This window comes from Nocardia sp. IFM 10818 (assembly GCF_054655275.1).
This window is the reverse complement of the sequence record NZ_BAAHJH010000001.1, coordinates 1,161,515-1,177,869: the sequence shown is the minus strand read 5'-3', so window position 1 is coordinate 1,177,869 and position 16,355 is coordinate 1,161,515. Positions and strand designations below refer to the sequence as shown.

Sequence of the window (16,355 nt, the reverse complement as noted above, 5' to 3'; positions counted from 1 at the left end):
ATCCTGCGATGTCAGTGGGTGCACTCCCGCCGAGCAGATGAGTGATGAGGCCATCACACCCAACTACCCAGGGCAGACAGGGAGCACTGCATGAGAGAATGGCGAGCGCTGACCGACACCGAGATCGTCGCACTGGCCACCCGCCTGCGATCACTCGAGTGGTCGTGGAATCTGGACGATGCACCGCAACTGGTGGCGGATTTCGGCTGGACACTCAACAACACGCTGTCGGAGTTGGTGAAATTCGATACCGGATTCGGGCGATCGACCGGTGGCGTATCCAGCCTGGGCGGGCGCGCTGCGGACATCAAGGTGCAAGTCACTTCCTATGCGGAAAAGGACGCTGTCGGTAGGGCGCGAGTCCTCGATGCCTTCGCCGGCTACACCGCCGCGCTGACCGGCGCATTCGGTGAACCGACCGCCCGGACACCGGGAGAGCTCCCTGAAATTCGCTGGGCCGGCGCGCAGACCACACTCCTGCTCAAGGCTCTATCACTCAGCGTGAGTCTCCATCTCATGACCAACGAGGGGCTGGCTCGGCACGACGAGATCGTCAGACTTCAGAAACAGGGACAGCTTTGACCGAGTGGGACCAGCTCGCCGAACGTCTGGCCGATCAGCTCGCCGGACTCCCCGACGGCGCGATCGTTACCATCGGTGGAACCAAGCCATCGGGACCGTATGTCCAGTCGCAGGTCGTGCAACTGGAAGACAGTATCTGGGGTGAGTTTCTCGGAGATGCGATTCTCGGTCACGCCACCATCGATGCTGCTCCCGAGGTAATGACCAACGTCGGCTGGGAACCACCGGGCAACGCCGATCATGGCAAGAACTGGTGGATCGAGTTGCCGTGGCCGATCCCCTCGGCGATCTACCGCCAGCTCGCGACCATGGTCGTCACGGGATTCCGCGATTACCACCGGTTTCCTGACCTGTCAGCGCTGAGCTATCACGCGTGGAACAGCCTTGAGAGGAATCGGCCCATTGAGCTGGATCTGGGCTTGCCCTACCGGGAGCTGTCATGAAATGCCGGCTTCGGCTCACCCTCACCGGGCCTCTCGACCAAACTCATCTCGATGTGCTGCGGCAAGCCCTGCTACTCTCCGCCACCGGCGCCGCAACCGATCCCGTCGGCACCGAATTGGGCACACGCGGACAAGGGACCTCGGCCCTGCCGGAGTACGGCCTCAAACTGTGGCGCAGCGGTGACGATGAATGGTCATTGGTGCTGGAGGCCATTCCCTCCCTCCCCATCACCCGATGGCAAGGGCTGATCAAACTCGGTGTAAGAGCCGCTGGGCTCACCATCCGGGAAGCACAGGAATTCCCTGGGCAAACTCACGCGCCCGCCCTCACCAAGACCGCTCCCACCACTGCGCGACCTGCACCACCGCCTGCCCCCCGACCGGTACCAGAGGGTGTGCGGAAGCCCGACTGGGCGGTACTCGAACCCGATGAAATCATGGCGCTGGCGGCCAAGTTGGTATCGCTGGACCCGGCATGGCGATTCGATCCGGACCTGGTTGCGAGAGCATTCGGGTGGCCGATCCGAAAGATCGCCCCCAACTACTTTCAACTCGATACCGGCCCGCACTCCGCCAAGGGCTACCTCTGGGCAGAGACCAAAACCCAAGGGTTGGAAGTCCCGATCAGCATGCCGGTGCCGGACGACGACGAGCTACGGCTCGGATATGTCTTCACACTGCTGTCCCCCACTCTTCACATGGCACTGGGCGAGTCCGCGCTACCGCCGTCCACTCGTACCGATGAAGTCACCTGGGGCAATGACATCTACCGGCTCAACCTGGTACAGATGCCCACGGATATCCGGATGTTCCTCACACCGAAGGGCCATGATGCAGAGGATTGACCGCAACCTCGACGGCGATCAGATCTCCGTCGGAGACGATCTGCGCCTCGAGTACCAGGGCGAACCGTTCACGGGCGAAGTGGTCGAGGCGATCGGGGACGAACTTCTCTCACAAGAGTTCTATGTGAACGGCATCAAGAACGGCCCTACTCGGGAGTGGTGGGCAGGCGGCCCACTCAAATCCGAGGGGGAGTTCCGGCGGGGACGCGTGTTCGGGACGTTTCGGGAATGGCATGACAATGGAGTTCAGGCATTGGAGCAGGAATTCAATGAGCGGGGACGGATGGTGTCGTCCCGCGCCTGGGACGAAGAAGGCAATCCCATCGAGAAGTAGTGACCCGGCCCGAACGGCAGCCGGGTTCGGAATCAGCTACGCGTAGTGGTCAAGGGCGGGCCGAACAAGGCCGCCGGGTCGACGCCTTGCGCTATCGCCTCCGCCTGGGCGAGTTCGCACGTCCAGAACAGCAGATCGTTGCCAGGCAGGCTGCCGGACAAGCGGGTGCCCGGATTGAAACGGATCAGGGTGCCCTCGCGGCTGCTGAGGTTCAGTGCCACCTGCCCACCATCGATCTGCTTGCGCAGCCAAGGATTCGCATCGGGCGGCAGGAATGCAGGAGAGGTGTAGACGTCCAGCACGTGGTCGTAGCCATCCATGGGATAGGTCGGCCACTGTTTGCCTTCAGCGTCTGAAGGGGACAGCACGATGTGCAGCGTGCAATCAGTGAGGATCTTCACGAAGTCGCCGATGTCGCAGTAGCCCATCAGCAGCCGATACAGCGCCAGGTCGATATCGGTGGTCAATTCCAGGCCGCCGATGTACTCCCGTGTCGGAGTGAAGTTCGGGTTGACCCACCGCTCGGAGAATCCGCCTCGACCGTCGGCCTTTATGCCGCCCTGGATGTTGTGGCGCTGCAACTGGGTCCGGTCCACATGCGGGTCTGCGAAGTACCGCCATTCGCCGGCATTGTGGCGTGACCACTCGATGTCGCCGGCGTCCGGCTCAGGGAGAGGGGCGCGGGCCAGGAAATTGAAGACGTGCAGGCGGTCGAAACCGGGCGGGACCGCGAGTCTGGTCGGCGGCATGGTCGCCCACGTCAGGCCCTGAGGAATCCCGGAGGGCACGGTCGGTGCGACTGGATGGCGGCTTCGGTAGCTCATGGCGAAGTGTTCCGCGGCGAGGTCCGGCCCCAGTGAGGACGAGGACTGCTCCACCACGCCGTCATCGCCGACGTAGAACCACGCTGCCCCGATTCGGGTTTCCTCCGTCGGCGCGTACACCCACCAACCCAGTTCGAGACGTTGAGCGGCAAGACCATTGGGGGCGTAGACCGCCAGATCGATTCCGGTGTCGACCAAGTGCCGGGCGACGGCGTCCAGGGCTTGCTGCTCGGTCAGGCCGTCCACTCCGTCTACTACCGGAGCGGGGTTGGTTTCACTGGTCAATCCGGCCCGGACCAAGACGTCGTAGCCGCGGTCCACGTCCGCTTCGCCGGCATTGCAGGACAGGACGAATCCGCGGAGGGTCGCGCGATCCACGGTCTGGGTTTCGCATGCGCGCACCAGCCGGAATGCGGCATCACGCGCCCACTGGGCGGGGCCGTCTTCGCTGTCCTCTTCCTCCTCGTCATCTTCCAAGTCCGCGTCCCAGTCGTCGTCCTCGCCGACGCCCCAGGTAGGCGGAACATGGAATGACAACAGCTCTTCGGCCACGGCCCCGGTGGACTCGAAGCCCGGGAACATCGCGATCCACTCGCTTTCCAGCGCGGCGCGAGTGCCGCCCCACTGCTGGCCGTCCCACCACAGCAGCGGCTTGCCGTCCAAGCCGATCTGCCGCTCGGCCATTGCCTGGCCGACCCACTCGGGAGGCGCCGATGGGGCCAGGCCGAATTCGGCCAGCCACACCCCCCGGCCGTTGGGCAGCGGAAACAGGGCCGATGATGTCCGGCCGGGTGACGCGTACCAATACCCGTCCTTGACGGCGCCGGCCGAAGCGGCCCGGTCCACGGCCTTGCACACCGCCACCAGCGCCAACCAGCGCGCTCGCACCACCCGCAGCGACGGCAGACTCACTTCGACACCACTTCCCCAAGCTCAGAACGGCACATCGTTACTCCGGCACCCCCTGGTTCCTCCCGGGCGCGAAGTCGACGATGCCACACAGTGACAAGTTCGTCATTGTGGCAGACGCCCGTGAAGCGGCGACCTCCTGCTGTGCAATCGGACAAGCTACGTGAAAAAGTACTGATTAAGATCGTTCACGCCGGTTGCAGGGGGAAGAACGCCAGCTATGAGCGAGAGCACGCCTCCTCATCCCGCGTGGTGACCCCGGAAGGAGACCTGACCATGTCCGAACTGAAGCCGGTCGGCATCTACCGCGAGATGTTTCGCGCCGCGCGCCACGACCTTCCGTCCCTACACGAGTCACGCACCGAGCTACTGGCCGACAACCGAGACCGCGTGGTCGAGTACATGAAGGCCGCCACACCGGTCTTCGACGTCATGGGCGATTCCCCCGATCTCCTCGATTCGGCGAAACGCATCGGCAGCGGACCATCACTGATGTCCGACGGAGAATGGATCTGGCGGGTCGACTCCATCCACTACCTATCCCACTACCCGTTGACCATCCCGGACGAGTTCCTAACCCACGTGCACGCCCGAAACTACCAACCTGCCGGAAACGTCGACGTCGCCGACGAGAAGTTCGACACCGCCATCAAAACCTACTTCTGACGCCAATCAGCGAGAAGTAGTCGGAAGTCCCTCAGCCCTGCCAGATCTCGCTGACGAGGAAGCGGTCCCACTGGTCACCGGTGAACCACAGTTCGGGACCGCTGTTCTTGGAATCGCGGACTCCGACCTGTTCGCCGAAGTAGACCTCGACGCATTCGTTTTGCTTGGCGGAGCGGGTGGATTTGAACCAGGTATGGGTGGGCGGGATGGGGGTCACGCCGGGTACTCCTTCGCGATCTTCAGAACCAGATCTCTGGTGGCGCTTTCGGACAACGCTACCCGCTGCATGCTCGTGATCGCTTCTGAAAAGCGATCGATCACATCGCCACGTTCGAGGTAGAGCGCTCCCTCTGAACCCTCCGTGTACACGACTGAGGGCTCGACCAGCTTGTTCGGCAATCGCGGAAACTGGAGCAGGGTGAACGAGAGAACCGTGAGCCCGGCGTGCATGCCGACTTCGAACGGCAGCACCCGAACCGAGACGTTCGGTCGCTCACTATCTTCGATCAGTTGGCGCAGTTGACCAGCCATGACCGAGGAGTTTCCGGGCTGATGCCGCAATACCGCCTCCGAAAGCAACGCCAGTACATGGAAATCCTTGCTGTCCAGCCGTTCTCGCCTGCGGATCGCCAGGAGTTCAAGCCCGCGTTCCACTTCCTCGGCAGAGGCGTTGGGTTCGTCGGCTTGGAGGAGACTCCGACGGTATTCAGGAGCTTGGAGCAGACCGGGCACGAGCACCAGCTGATGTGTGGTCATGCGATTGGTATCAGCCTCGAGCCGCAGGTAGTGCGCAAAATGAGTGAGGTACTGGCCACTGAACCCATGCCACCAACCTTTTGCTGTACCTTGGACTTTCGCGATCTTGTCTTGCTGCCTCACCTCCCGCCACAGCTCCAAAGCCTTGTCGCGATCCGCAGGGTGCACGCCGTAGAAGTCGAGTAGCGATTCGAGTTGCGGAGTCGTCACCTTGGTCGGAAGACCGTCTTCCAGCCGCATAATTGTTTGCCGCGAGATTTCTATCCGCAGCCCTGCCGCGAGAGTGCTCTTATGTGCCTGCTCGCGAAGTGCGCGGAGGAACTTCCCGAAGGCCCTGCGAGATACCGTCGAACCGGCCATTTCGTTAGCCTCGCTATCTGGGGGTTGCTTACGGTGAACACGTCCGAACTGGACTTCCATCTGATTCGTAGACAGTCCACTGTAGGCGTATCACCAGGCGCAAATCGGGTGTTTACTAAGAATCAGCTGCCGGTAACGACAATGACATCCGCCATCGGCATGCACTCATTCCTATATCCGCGACGAGCATTCGATCGAGGGGATTCGTCATGCCTTGGGACGCTTGGGTATTCCTGTTCTTGCTCGCATTGTGCACAGCCGTGATCGCCTGGAGCTGCTGGGGGTTCTACCGCGACAGCCACCCCGAAAGCCGTCGCTCCCTGCGGCTCCCACTCTTAACCGGCGGGTTTCTCGACATCCCAGACCCGAGCGGAGCCCCCGGCCACCGGCACCGCCCCCGGCATGGAAGGTGACTGTGCTGTGAATGCCTCGATGCTGAACCACAATCGGGCGCCGGAGCATCCGGCGATGCGGTTCCCCGAGCATGTGCAATCCCTGTTGTGGTGTCATCGCAACTGCGTGGAAGGCACCAGCATTACGCAGCATTCGTGCAGCAGGCGGGCGCAACTCCTGGAGATCCGTGAGCGGAACGGTTGGACTTGGCCGATTCCGGCTCCCGATTTCCCGCCGCGGTGAGGCGAGGGGCGACTCGGAGATCCAGCGGATCAGCGGGAGCACGGTGAGAGGACCTAACTCACACCAGTGGCGGCGAATCCGACGGAACAACGCCGGGTTCGCCGCCACCGGATGTGCGGTCAGCGTCGGTGGTGACTACGGGATCGCCTGCGGGGCAGCGGCACCCACGCCTGCGCCGACACCGGCGCCGACCAGCCCGCCGACCGCGGCGGCCGGGAGGCCGAACACGGCGGCGCCGATAGCGCCACCCGCGACACCGCCGAGCACCGCGCCGAGCGCGATGGCAGGAACCGCGGTGGCGGCTTCGGCGGCGAGGCCGGCGATGAAGACGGGCACGTCGATGATGCAGCCCGTGGTGGCGCAGCCGACCATTGCGGCGATCAATGTGCCCGCTGCGACCGTGCCGATACCGATCAGGAAGCCGGCCACGCCGCCCGCGACGGCGCCGATGGCAACGCCGGGCACCGCGCCGACGACGGCCGCCGGAATGCCGGCGAGCGCCGCGCCGCCCGCCGCGCCGATCAGCGCGCCGGTACCGACCTTGTTCGGGTCGAAGTCGGCGGGCGCGGCGATGGTGGTGATGTCCGGGCCCGGCGCGGCCGCGGTGCGGAATGTGACGGGCTGACCGTCGACCCGGACGTCGGCGCCGTTCACCGTGACGACATGTCCGTCAATGGTCATGGTGTTCGCGTCCAGGACCGTCACGGCGTGACCGGCGACGACCGCGCTCTGACTGACCGGCGCGCTGGACGGAACCGGCGTAGCGGATGCCTGACCCGCGCACATCACCGCCAACGCGATCGGCAGTGCACCCAGTGCGGCGATTCGACGTGCATGTCCGGTGTTTCGGCTGATCGCCATGAAAACCCCCTTGTCCCTTGTGATTCATGAACCGCAGGAATTCAACGACACAGCCGCTGACCTGGTCAAATGCAGTGGCGACCATCACATTTCAGACTTTCTCAACGAATCCATGAAGATCCTGCGTGGGTGCGCAAGCCCCTGGACCAGTACGGTTTTTCCTGTCTCGGCGAGTGCGGTGGCGGCCGTCAGACCGGCGATGCAGACATCGACGACGATCACTCTGAGAAGTGCAGCGGCTGGAGGATGCCTGATATGACCAGTGGCGAGAATCCACCGGAGCTGTCGACGAACGAGCTGCGCGATGCGATGGTCGAACGGGCACGCAGTATCGGGCTGACCGGGACCGCCGCGAGATTGGCGTCTATACCGGATCTGCTGCCGCCGCCCTCGTCGATGCCCTTGATCATTGATACCGATCTCGGCGGTGATCCGGATGATGCGATCGCGATCGCCGTCGCAGCCGGGCTGCCCGAACTGGCGCTGGTCATCACCAGTGACGAGCATGACGGCCGGCGAGCCCGGCTGACACGGCATCTACTGGATCAACTCGGCCGCGAGGACGTTGCCGTCGTCGCGGGCATAGACCTCGGGAACGACAAGTACTGGGCAGCGGACGGGCTCATACCGGAAAACGTTCCGGCCCAGGACAGCGATGTCGTTGCCGCTGTTCGAGATGTGCTGGAGCAGGCCGGAGGCCTGGTGCGATGGCTGGGTATCGGCCCAATGTCCAACCTCGCCAACGTGATCACCGAGATTCCGGATGCCACGGCGCGCCTGATCGTCACACAGATGGGCGGCGGGCTGAACTACCGTCACACCGACCGCGCCGAGCACAATATCCGGCTCGACATCCCCGCTGCCCGCACCGTATTGGGAGCGGGGCTGCGGATCTGGCTCATGCCGGCGGACATAACCTTCCATCCCGAGAACGAAATCACGATTGGCTCAATCGAATACGAGATTATCGCCCGGGCCGACGGGGCGGCCTGGGAGCTGATTCGCGCGCATCTGGATCAGTGGTTCGCCGACTTCCATCCGAGCACGATGCAGCATGACGCCCTCGCACTCGCCTTGGCGATGGGCATGGCGTTCCTGCGGTTCAGCCGAAAGGGGGTCGGCCTCGACGAGATCGGCCGCATGACTGCCGGTGACAACCTGGTCTTCCTCACCCGCAGCGCCGACTACTCCCTGTTCAGAAATTGGCTGTGCAAGCGGCTGGATCAGGTCGCCGATGTCAGGTGGTCGTAGCCTGCCTTCTGCTCGCGACGGCATGCTGAAGGATGCCCACGGTGAGCATGGCGAACGCGAAGACCGCGATGTACGCGCCGGTTCTGTTGCTCAGGTAGGTCGCCAGCAGGCTGATCAGGGCTGCTGAGACGGTTTGGACGAAGCTGCCGTAGGAGGAGGCGGCGGCGGAGATGTTCTTTTGGCCGGATAGGAGGAGGCTTTGGCCTAGGGGGAAGAAGTAGCCGGCGGAGAGGTTGAACAGGCAGGCCGAGAGGACGAAGACTTCGAAGGGGATGACCAGGTATTTCGGGCTCAGGGCGGCTGTTAGGGCGAGGGTGCTCGCGACCAGCGTCAGCAGCGAGAACCAGCGTGATTTTGCTTCGAGGAAGCGGATTGTCGCGAGGCGGGTGCCCAGGAGGTACAGGACTATCGACAGGCCGAAGAGGTATGAGAAGTAGTGGGGCTCCAGGTGGTAGTCCTCGACGCAGATGCGGGGCGCCAGCGAGACGTAGACGAAGATCATCGAATAGGTGGCGCTGAGGATTATTAGTCCGGAGCGGAAGCCCTTGTCCGAGAACAGCTTTGTGAGGGTGTCGAGGGAGCCGCGGGAACGGCTCACCGTTTGGCCGTTCTGGAATCTGAACAGCAATTGCACGGTGAGCAGGGCGGCGATTCCGAAGACGATGAGAACGATGAAATTGGATCGCCAGCCCGAGACCGCGGTCAGGTAGCCGCCGAGGATGGGGGCGATGATCGGCACGATTGCCGCCACCGTGGCGAGGTCGGCGAGTTTGGATTTGAGCTCGCTGCCCTCGAACTGTGTGCGGACGATCGCCCGGGCGAGTACCGGACCATAAGCAGAGCCGAGGGCCTGCAGGACTCGGCCGATCAACAGGACGACGATGCCCGGGGCGAGGTAGCAGACGACGCTCCCGACGGTGTACAGCAGCAGCGCGCAGACGAGGGCCTTCTTTTCGCCTAGTACCGCGGTCACGCTATTGACGGTGAGTTGGGAGAAGGCATAGGCGAAAAGGAAGACGCCTATCGTGAGCTGGGCATTCGGATAGCTCGTCGCCAGGTCGCGGCTGATGACCGTGAGGGAGGGGACGATCATGTCCAGGGACAGAGTGGTGACGACGGCAATCGTCGTCACCACAATGAAGTTGGCCGCGCGATGGCTCACGCGCTCCGTGGTCACCGAACCTGCGCAAGAGCCGCGGTGAACGCACGCAGTTGCTCGGGGGAATGCTCGGAGGAGAGTGCGACTCGCAGCATTGCCTCGCCGAGGGGCACGGTGGGGAACATCGCCGTCGTTGTCGCGAAGCCACGGGAATGCAGGGCACGCGCTCTTTCGACCGCCGAGGATTCGTCGCCGATCAGAATGCCCCTGATCGGCATCTCGGTGCCTCGGTTGATGATCTCGCCGGAGGCGGTTTCGTCGAACAGGCGTATGCGGTCCTGGAGGATGCGCTGGCGGCGCTCGACTTCTCCGTCGAGGTGCAGGGCTGCCGAGGCGACGGCGGCCGCGATGCCGGGCAGGCTGGGCGGGCCGCCGAATGCGTAGGAGACGGAATGGCGTTTGATGAAATCCGCCGTACCCCGCTTCGGGAGGGCGGCGAATCCTCCGGTCGCGCCGAAGGCCTTCGAGGTGGAGCCCGCCAGGATCAGGCGATCCGGAAAGATGTGGTCCAGTGAGCGGAGGGCGTACCCGGATCCCAAGCGCCCGAAAACGGAGGTGCCGTGTGCGTCATCGACGTACGCGTATCCGTCGACCTTCTCCAGTTCGGCCAGCAACCACGCGATGTCGACAACGCCGCCCATGGAGCCCACGCTGTCGGAGATGGTGATGACGGTCCTGTTGTCACCCGAGCACTTCCGGATGAGCTCGGAAAGTGCCTGCTTGTCATTGAAATCGCACCGGAGTACCTCACCGAATTGCCCGAGCAGTCCGCGATTGATCTGAATCGTGGCATGCGCCGTTCGGTCCATGACGAACACGGGCCCGTTCCGGTGCAGCGAGAACCCGGGCAGCTCACCCGAACCGAGGAGCGGAAACACCGCCAGATGCGCGGCCGTCACCGAGTTGAAGACGACGACGTGCGCACCGGCACAGATCGCACTCAGCTGCTCTTCGAGCTGGTCGAAGAGGTCCACTTTGATGCGCGTTCGCGCCACGGATAGCTGAACACCGAACTGCGCTATCGCATTCACCGCCGCACGCCGGAGATCTTCGTGCGTTTCGAGACCCAGATAGGAACAGCTCACGAACTCGGTCATGCGGCGGCCGTCGTCCAGGACGATCTCCTTGCCGTCGCGCGCAACAACGTTGAGGTTGTTCACCGAGCTCGACCACACCAAATCCTGGTGCGAACGTGCGGCCTGAATCTTGCTGGACTGCCAATTGCCCTTCACGAAAGAACCCCCTCGTCGATCCACGACATGCTGAAATACACTGCGCCCCTGTGACATCCGCGCCCCTACTCGCGGCGTTCGCAGCCGGATCGACTGTAGCAGAAGATATTCCAGATGGAACCAATGGAGGCGGCCTCGGTGAAATGCGGCATCGACCTCCAATCGCATAAGGTCCCTGAGGGTGAGCAGTTTTCAGGGGCCTGACTCGTTACCCAATCCATTCGCGCCGATGCCTGGCATGGCGCCACCGCGGGGTGGGGGTGCCGGGCGGAGGGGTTCCGCGGAGCGGGCCTGGGGTGGGCTGCTACTCGGGATCGCGGTGCTGGTTCTCGCTGCCTCATTTGTGACGCTGACCGACTTCGACGGCGACGGGTGGTCGGCTTGGGGGTCCCGCGAGAGCACCAGCTTCACTGTCGCTGGTGTGGCGTTTGTGGTCTGTGCGGGACTCGCGGGAGTGGCCGGGGTGCTGTTGGTGGCCGGGCGGGGAAATCGGGTGGCGCGGTGGCTCGCCGGGGTCGGGGCGGGAATGGCGTTGGGGCTGGGATTTTCGCATGTTTACCAACTGATTTGGACATTCATCGAATGGGGGAATGAAGGGATACGGCCGGGGGGTGGATTCTGGATGCTCGTTGTGACCGTGCTGCTGTCGATCGCGGCGATTGCGGGCGGAGCCGTCAGTGCCGACGGGCAACCGCGTCCGCCCTATCCGGCGGGGCGCGGGAGCGAAACCTTTACGGGGGTGGGTGCGTTTCTCATCGGTACGGCGCTGCTGTCAGTGGTCGGTATCGTTCTGTACCAATACTTTGGGTATGGCTCGGGGCTCTTCGGTGGTTTTCTGAAGAGCACGGGGCTGCCGCTGTTGCTCACTGTCCCGGCGGCTTTCGTCATGGCGGTCATCTTGTTCGCCGGGAGGGAGCCGCGCGGTCGGGGGATTCGGCTCGCCGCGTCGGTGATCGTTGGATTGATCTTCGGTACGGCGCTGGTTCGTGCGCTGAATCTGGTTCCCCCGCTCGGGGACGGCGGGGGCTCCGAGCGGGAAATGCACTTCTCCTGGTACATCCTGTTGTTGGCCGCCCTGCTGCCGATCGGCGCGATTATTGCGGGCGCGGTGTCGAAGCCGGTTCCCGCCGGGCCGGTGACACCTCCCATGCAAGGCAGCCACCTACCTCCGCAGATGCCGGGTTACATCCCGGCCCCGATGCCGACACCGTTCGGGCACAACGCGACACCTCTGACCGCACCGGCGCCCCTGGCCAAAACCGTTGAGCCGCCGCGCATGGCGAAGGTCTATGACGGGAAGGATGCGGAGGGGAAGCCGATTGTCGAACGTCCGCCGGTGAATCCGCAGATGCGGGACGCGCTATTGGCGTACTTGGAATCCGCGCCGGTGGTCTTGGCGGCGCGCAGCACGGACATCGATGAGTTCGCGCCCGCCGATCGGGACGTGCCGTTGAACTTCCGCACCGACGGGGTGTGGGTGTGGGCCGGAGCCGTACCGCACTATCTGCTCAAGCATGGGTTGGCGCCGGAGCCGGAATTGGTGCGGCACATTGTGGGTCGCGGGTTCCGGGTTGGTGAGGTGGATGAGGCTACTCAGCAGCTAGCGGTGCGGGTGATCACCGGGACCTGAGGCTGGGCGCGGAGGGCGCGGGAGCCCAGAGCTGCGAGGAGTAGGACCGCGACGGGGACCGCTAGGCCGATCGCCAATCCCAGGCGGTGGGCCACGAAGCCGATCAGGACGGGGCCGGTGAAGAAGCCCAGGTAGCCGAGGATGGAGACGTTGGCGATGGCGCGGGCGGGGGCGATGGCGGGTACGCGGCCGCTGGCGGCGAAGGTCAGGGGCAGGGTGTAGGAGATGCCGAAGCCGAGGAGGGCCAGGCCGATCAGGGCGGGGATGGTGCTGCCGAACAGGAGGGCCGCGCCCAGTCCCAGTCCGGCGGTGAGGGTGCCCGCGAGGAAGGGGCGGACCGGGCCGAAGCGGGCGACGAGTCGATCGCCGGCCAGTCTGCCGATGGTCATGGCTCCGGCGAAGATCGCGAAGCCGACGGCGGCCAGGGTGCTGCTGGCATGGGTTTCGTCGCGCAGGTAGACCGCCGCCCAGTCATTGGCCGCGCCTTCGGCGAGCGCCACGCAGAAGGCCAGCAGGCCGAGCACGATCAATTGTTTCGGCCAGCGCCGGCCGCCGTCGCCCTCGATGGCATCCGCGCTGTCGAGGCGATCGGCCGTCGAGGGCAGCAATCGGCTCGTGCACCACACCGCTACCGCGATCGCGAGCAGTGCCATGGCCGAGAAGTGCGGGACCAGGGCGATATCGGCCCGCTCGGCCGCGGCGCCGAGCAGCGAACCCACGATCAAGCCGAGGCTGAAGTAGGCGTGGATTCCCGACAGCAGGGCGCGGCCGCTCACCTTCTCGACCGCGACGCCGTGGGCATTCATCGCCACATCGACGACGCTGTTCAACAGCGCGAAAACCACTGCCGCGATGGTCAATCCGATCAGATTGGGCACTACCAGCAGCCCGGGCAGGCACAGCGCGAAAACCGGCGCCGCGAATCTCAGTGTCGCCCTGCTTCCGAAGCGCAGCGTGACGAACTTGCCCAGTTGCAGGCCGGCGATCGCACCCGTGTTCAGCCCGGCGAAGACGATCGCCAGCCCGGCCTCATCGAGGCCGAAGGCGTCCTTCACCGTCGGTATCCGCGCGGCCCAAGTGGCGAATATCGAGCCGCTGAGCAGGAACACCAGCCGCACCGACAGCAGCGCCGGACGGTAGTCGGAACCCAGCGGGTCGGCGCGGCGAATCGACACGGCGGCAAGTCCTCTCGGTGCGGCTCAGCCTCTCGGGAAACCCAAGGCAAGCACGAGATTCAAAGCCCCGCAAGGGTTTCGACACACGCGATCAGCCGGTGACCGAGTTACCAGCGCGCGAGTTGGGCGGCGTAATGGTCGCGCAGGGTGGTGAGGCGGGTGCGGGTGAAGCGGCCGGGCTCGCGTTCGTACATGGCCAGGCCATCCGCGGAGGTGAAGGCGGAAAGGGGGATTCGCTCCGTGGCGGGCGGGAGGAACTTCAGGACTTCCTCGACGGCGGCGACGGCCGTGGCCAGGGCATGACGGTTGGTGCGCACAGCCGCGTCGTCCAGGCCGGTCGGATCGGCGGGGATGGCGCGGGCCACCGCGTCGGAGTACCAGAGCCACAGGCCGGGGTCGAGGAGTTCGGAGGGGTTGTCCTCGCCGTAGCGGACGGAGCCGGCCGGCGGGGGGAGCACCTCGTCGGGGATGCGGAACCGGTATTCGCGCTCGCTGCCGCAGCGGGGGCACTGGCCGGTGTAGCGACTGGCCAGGACGCCTTCGATATTCACCACCGAGCTGCGGAAGGCGCATTTGGGTTCGCCGCAGGTGGGGCAGGGTTGCAGGCTGATGTAGAGGCGGGCTTCCGCGTTGGTCCGGGCTAGGGGCAGAACGTCTGGCACGCCGAATCCTTTCCTCGTGATGGCGGTGCGCTGCCATCATGCCGCGCGGGGTCCCGTGGCGTTGGTGATCTTAACGGTAGGTGTGGGACGGGTATCTTTCCAGTGCTGGCGGGGACCAGCCGTTAATCGCTGTTCACGTTGTATGCACTGTGGGGCTGTGGCAAAGTCGGTCTCGTTGTGTACGGCATCGGTCGCAATGCGCTGGGCGCAGGTGGCTTTCGACCCGGAAGGGGACCGCAATGTCCGGAAGAAGGGTGCATGCGGACGCGCATGCGGTGAGCGAGATTTCGAAGCTCGCGAGGACGATTCGGGATGGATTGTCCGATGTCGCGGTGACCGCGCGGCGGGCGGTATCGCCGGGCGAGGCGGCGTGGGGGGACGATGATTTCGGAGCCAAGTTCGCCGAGGGTGAGAAGGGGTTCAAGACCGGGAGCACGAACATCGCGACCGGGTCGGACAATATCGCGACGTCGTTCGACACGCTGGCGACCAACTTGACCGACGGCGGAGGACGGTTGAAGAACGACGAGAAAACCAACGAAACCGGGTTCAAGCGTCAGACGAAGTAGTTCGGAGATTTCGAATGTCCATGGAATTCGGGAATCCCGCGACGGCGTCCATCCTCGAAGGATTCACCCAGCAGATGCGGGCCATCGCCGAGGCATCCCAGAAGCGGGCCCGGTTGACGGCGAGCGCCACCGCCTCGAGCGGGCGGGTCACCGTCACCGTCAATGCCGACGGCATCGTGATCGCGACGAAGTTCTCCGCGAGCATCGACGAGTTGAGCTATGACGAGATCGCGCGGGCCGTCACCACGGCCGCGCAGAGCGCGTCCGCGGAGGTGGCGCGCAAGGTGGAGGAGTTGATGCGGCCCCTCACCGAGGACCGCATGAAGGCGCCCAAGCTGTCGGAGCTGTTCGAGGGCTTTCCCGATCTGGAGCCCGAGGCGCCGCTCGATATTCCGGCTTCGCTCGCGGCCCCCAACTCTCGCGAGCGTCTCAGCGAAAAGGCCGAACCGGCGCCGGAATTCACGAACGCCGTCGATTTCGACGACTGGCGGTCCGACACCGGGGCCGCCGATGCCACCGACCGGGGCTGGTGAATCCGGCCGCGCTGCCGCGTCATTCGTCTTCGCGCAACTGCGGGTAGTACCCACGCTGGTACGGCGACAGCTGCGAGATGGCGAGCTGACCGGCGCCGCGGCAGATCGGGCACACCCGCTCCTGATGGCACTCGGGGCATTTCACGCGCCCTTTGGCCGCATCGGGCAGCCAGCCGCGCCCGCCGCACTCCGGGCACCAGCCCAGGCCGTCGCACTCGTAGCAGAGCACATATCCGGGCGTGACGGTCTCGGCCGTCTTGACCGGGTCCGGCCATTCGAACGTCGACGCGGCCTGCAAAGCCATGGCCGGGGTGTGGCCGCTGTAATACACGGTGGGCGTGTGCTCGCCGACCTGGATCTCGATCGTGTTGCCGTCACGGGTGCCGGTGACGACGGTGCGCTCGGTCGCGCCGGGCTCCCGCGTCTCGGCCGCCTGCCAGCCGCCGGCCGTGAGCAGCGCGACGGCCCGGCGCACGATCTCCGAGGCCGGCACGTCCGCGCGCTCACCGCGGAAGGAGTCGGCGGAGTACCGGTACTTCAACGGCTCATGCCAGTCGACAATGCCCGGTTCATCGAGAAACAGCAGGTCGAGGTCGGCGCCCGGCGTGAGTTCGGTAATGAGCTCGACGAGCTGCGCGCGCAGGGATTCGCCCAGCCGGTCCAGCTCGGCACGCGCCTGCGAGATGTCGCTCATACGGCCGGACCCTACCACCGCCGGGGGCTCGGGCACGGCCCCCATCAGCGGCGCGGGCCCGGCCGTGGACGCCCGTCGAGGCCGCGGCGGAGGTCTCGAATGTTCCACTACTCGAAACCCGCTGCCCCACTTCCCGTTCGTGTTGAGTTCACATGCGTCGTTGTGGCACAGTCGGACTCGTCAAGATCAGCACTTACACCGGCAGGCGTTCATGCGGAACCTGGATCAAAGGGG

18 protein-coding genes are annotated in these 16,355 nt (G+C 64.8%); 9 read left to right on the top strand and 9 right to left on the bottom strand.

Annotated features, from left to right (window positions below; genetic code table 11):
• The first annotated feature begins 90 nt into the window (after positions 1-90).
• From ACYQ5L_RS05170 to ACYQ5L_RS05155, 4 genes are read left to right on the top strand one after another with little or no spacing between them, the layout of a single operon-like run.
• Positions 91-582 (top strand): DUF6301 family protein, encoded by a 492-nt coding sequence (locus tag ACYQ5L_RS05170; protein ID WP_459955885.1) that lies wholly within the window; start codon positions 91-93, stop codon positions 580-582.
• A complete protein-coding gene (locus ACYQ5L_RS05165; RefSeq protein WP_459955884.1) occupies positions 579-1,025 on the top strand; it encodes a TY-Chap domain-containing protein in 447 nt (148 codons plus the stop codon). The genes ACYQ5L_RS05170 and ACYQ5L_RS05165 overlap by 4 nt, the downstream gene beginning before the upstream one ends.
• Complete coding sequence (locus ACYQ5L_RS05160; protein ID WP_459955882.1) at positions 1,022-1,870, top strand: hypothetical protein; 849 nt, start codon at positions 1,022-1,024, stop codon at positions 1,868-1,870. Before ACYQ5L_RS05165 ends, ACYQ5L_RS05160 begins: the two co-directional genes overlap by 4 nt.
• Positions 1,854-2,204 (top strand): toxin-antitoxin system YwqK family antitoxin, encoded by a 351-nt coding sequence (locus ACYQ5L_RS05155; RefSeq protein ID WP_459955881.1) that lies wholly within the window; start codon positions 1,854-1,856, stop codon positions 2,202-2,204. Before ACYQ5L_RS05160 ends, ACYQ5L_RS05155 begins: the two co-directional genes overlap by 17 nt.
• A gap of 32 nt (positions 2,205-2,236) precedes the next feature.
• Here ACYQ5L_RS05155 and ACYQ5L_RS05150 read toward each other — a convergent pair whose 3' ends face one another.
• The gene (locus ACYQ5L_RS05150; RefSeq protein WP_459955879.1) at positions 2,237-3,940 is read right to left on the bottom strand and encodes a hypothetical protein; all 1,704 of its coding nucleotides are present in this window, start codon (positions 3,938-3,940) and stop codon (positions 2,237-2,239) included.
• 273 nt (positions 3,941-4,213) lie between these two features.
• Between ACYQ5L_RS05150 and ACYQ5L_RS05145 the strand changes: the two genes are divergently transcribed.
• Positions 4,214-4,603, top strand: a complete 390-nt coding sequence (locus ACYQ5L_RS05145; protein ID WP_459955877.1) for a hypothetical protein — start codon at positions 4,214-4,216, stop codon at positions 4,601-4,603.
• Between the two features lie 31 nt (positions 4,604-4,634).
• On the opposite strand, the gene ACYQ5L_RS05140 is transcribed toward ACYQ5L_RS05145, so the two are convergent.
• The 3 genes from ACYQ5L_RS05140 to ACYQ5L_RS05130 form a co-directional block, all read right to left on the bottom strand.
• Positions 4,635-4,820: a DUF397 domain-containing protein gene (locus ACYQ5L_RS05140; RefSeq protein WP_459955875.1), complete on the bottom strand. Its 186-nt coding sequence runs from the start codon at positions 4,818-4,820 to the stop codon at positions 4,635-4,637.
• A complete protein-coding gene (locus ACYQ5L_RS05135) occupies positions 4,817-5,719 on the bottom strand; it encodes a helix-turn-helix domain-containing protein (RefSeq protein WP_459955874.1) in 903 nt (300 codons plus the stop codon). The genes ACYQ5L_RS05140 and ACYQ5L_RS05135 overlap by 4 nt, the downstream gene beginning before the upstream one ends.
• A 771-nt stretch (positions 5,720-6,490) precedes the next feature.
• On the bottom strand, positions 6,491-7,216 hold the full coding sequence (locus ACYQ5L_RS05130) for a hypothetical protein (protein WP_459955873.1): 726 nt from the start codon (positions 7,214-7,216) through the stop codon (positions 6,491-6,493).
• A gap of 129 nt (positions 7,217-7,345) precedes the next feature.
• On the opposite strand from ACYQ5L_RS05130, the gene ACYQ5L_RS05125 reads away from it, so the two are divergent.
• Positions 7,346-8,467 carry a nucleoside hydrolase gene (locus ACYQ5L_RS05125; protein WP_459955871.1) on the top strand — a complete coding sequence of 374 codons (1,122 nt, stop codon included), beginning with the start codon at positions 7,346-7,348 and terminating at the stop codon, positions 8,465-8,467.
• Here ACYQ5L_RS05125 and ACYQ5L_RS05120 read toward each other — a convergent pair.
• Together ACYQ5L_RS05120 and ACYQ5L_RS05115 are read right to left on the bottom strand one after the other, a co-directional pair.
• A complete protein-coding gene (locus ACYQ5L_RS05120; protein WP_459955869.1) occupies positions 8,454-9,644 on the bottom strand; it encodes an MFS transporter in 1,191 nt (396 codons plus the stop codon). The genes ACYQ5L_RS05125 and ACYQ5L_RS05120 overlap by 14 nt on opposite strands.
• Positions 9,641-11,020, bottom strand: a complete 1,380-nt coding sequence (locus ACYQ5L_RS05115) for an aminotransferase class I/II-fold pyridoxal phosphate-dependent enzyme (RefSeq protein WP_459955867.1) — start codon at positions 11,018-11,020, stop codon at positions 9,641-9,643. The genes ACYQ5L_RS05120 and ACYQ5L_RS05115 overlap by 4 nt, the downstream gene beginning before the upstream one ends.
• A gap of 157 nt (positions 11,021-11,177) precedes the next feature.
• On the opposite strand from ACYQ5L_RS05115, the gene ACYQ5L_RS05110 reads away from it, so the two are divergent.
• Entirely contained in the window at positions 11,178-12,488 is a 1,311-nt protein-coding gene (locus ACYQ5L_RS05110; RefSeq protein WP_459955866.1) for a hypothetical protein, read from the top strand.
• On the opposite strand, the gene ACYQ5L_RS05105 is transcribed toward ACYQ5L_RS05110, so the two are convergent.
• Positions 12,452-13,663 (bottom strand): MFS transporter, encoded by a 1,212-nt coding sequence (locus tag ACYQ5L_RS05105; protein WP_459955864.1) that lies wholly within the window; start codon positions 13,661-13,663, stop codon positions 12,452-12,454. The two genes, ACYQ5L_RS05110 and ACYQ5L_RS05105, sit on opposite strands and share 37 nt — an antisense overlap.
• Positions 13,664-13,770: 107 nt before the next feature.
• Positions 13,771-14,325, bottom strand: a complete 555-nt coding sequence (locus ACYQ5L_RS05100; RefSeq protein WP_459955863.1) for a hypothetical protein — start codon at positions 14,323-14,325, stop codon at positions 13,771-13,773.
• A 275-nt stretch (positions 14,326-14,600) separates the two neighbouring features.
• Between ACYQ5L_RS05100 and ACYQ5L_RS05095 the strand changes: the two genes are divergently transcribed.
• Positions 14,601-14,894, top strand: coding sequence for a hypothetical protein (locus ACYQ5L_RS05095; protein WP_459955862.1), 294 nt, complete (start codon positions 14,601-14,603; stop codon positions 14,892-14,894).
• A 14-nt stretch (positions 14,895-14,908) separates the two neighbouring features.
• Positions 14,909-15,427, top strand: a complete 519-nt coding sequence (locus ACYQ5L_RS05090) for a YbaB/EbfC family nucleoid-associated protein (protein WP_459955861.1) — start codon at positions 14,909-14,911, stop codon at positions 15,425-15,427.
• 19 nt (positions 15,428-15,446) lie between these two features.
• Here ACYQ5L_RS05090 and ACYQ5L_RS05085 read toward each other — a convergent pair whose 3' ends face one another.
• Positions 15,447-16,121, bottom strand: coding sequence for a hypothetical protein (locus ACYQ5L_RS05085; protein ID WP_459955859.1), 675 nt, complete (start codon positions 16,119-16,121; stop codon positions 15,447-15,449).
• Positions 16,122-16,355 lie beyond the last annotated feature (234 nt).

Excerpts from the sequence above, each read along its gene's own strand:
- ACYQ5L_RS05170 (WP_459955885.1), top strand. The coding sequence starts at position 91 with ATGAGAGAATGGCGAGCGCTGACCGACACCGAGATCGTCGCACTGGCC.
- ACYQ5L_RS05160 (WP_459955882.1), top strand. The coding sequence starts at position 1,022 with ATGAAATGCCGGCTTCGGCTCACCCTCACCGGGCCTCTCGACCAAACT.
- ACYQ5L_RS05155 (WP_459955881.1), top strand. The coding sequence starts at position 1,854 with ATGATGCAGAGGATTGACCGCAACCTCGACGGCGATCAGATCTCCGTC.
- ACYQ5L_RS05145 (WP_459955877.1), top strand. The coding sequence starts at position 4,214 with ATGTCCGAACTGAAGCCGGTCGGCATCTACCGCGAGATGTTTCGCGCC.
- ACYQ5L_RS05135 (WP_459955874.1), bottom strand. The coding sequence starts at position 5,719 with ATGGCCGGTTCGACGGTATCTCGCAGGGCCTTCGGGAAGTTCCTCCGC.
- ACYQ5L_RS05130 (WP_459955873.1), bottom strand. The coding sequence starts at position 7,216 with ATGGCGATCAGCCGAAACACCGGACATGCACGTCGAATCGCCGCACTG.
- ACYQ5L_RS05090 (WP_459955861.1), top strand. The coding sequence starts at position 14,909 with ATGTCCATGGAATTCGGGAATCCCGCGACGGCGTCCATCCTCGAAGGA.
- ACYQ5L_RS05085 (WP_459955859.1), bottom strand. The coding sequence starts at position 16,121 with ATGAGCGACATCTCGCAGGCGCGTGCCGAGCTGGACCGGCTGGGCGAA.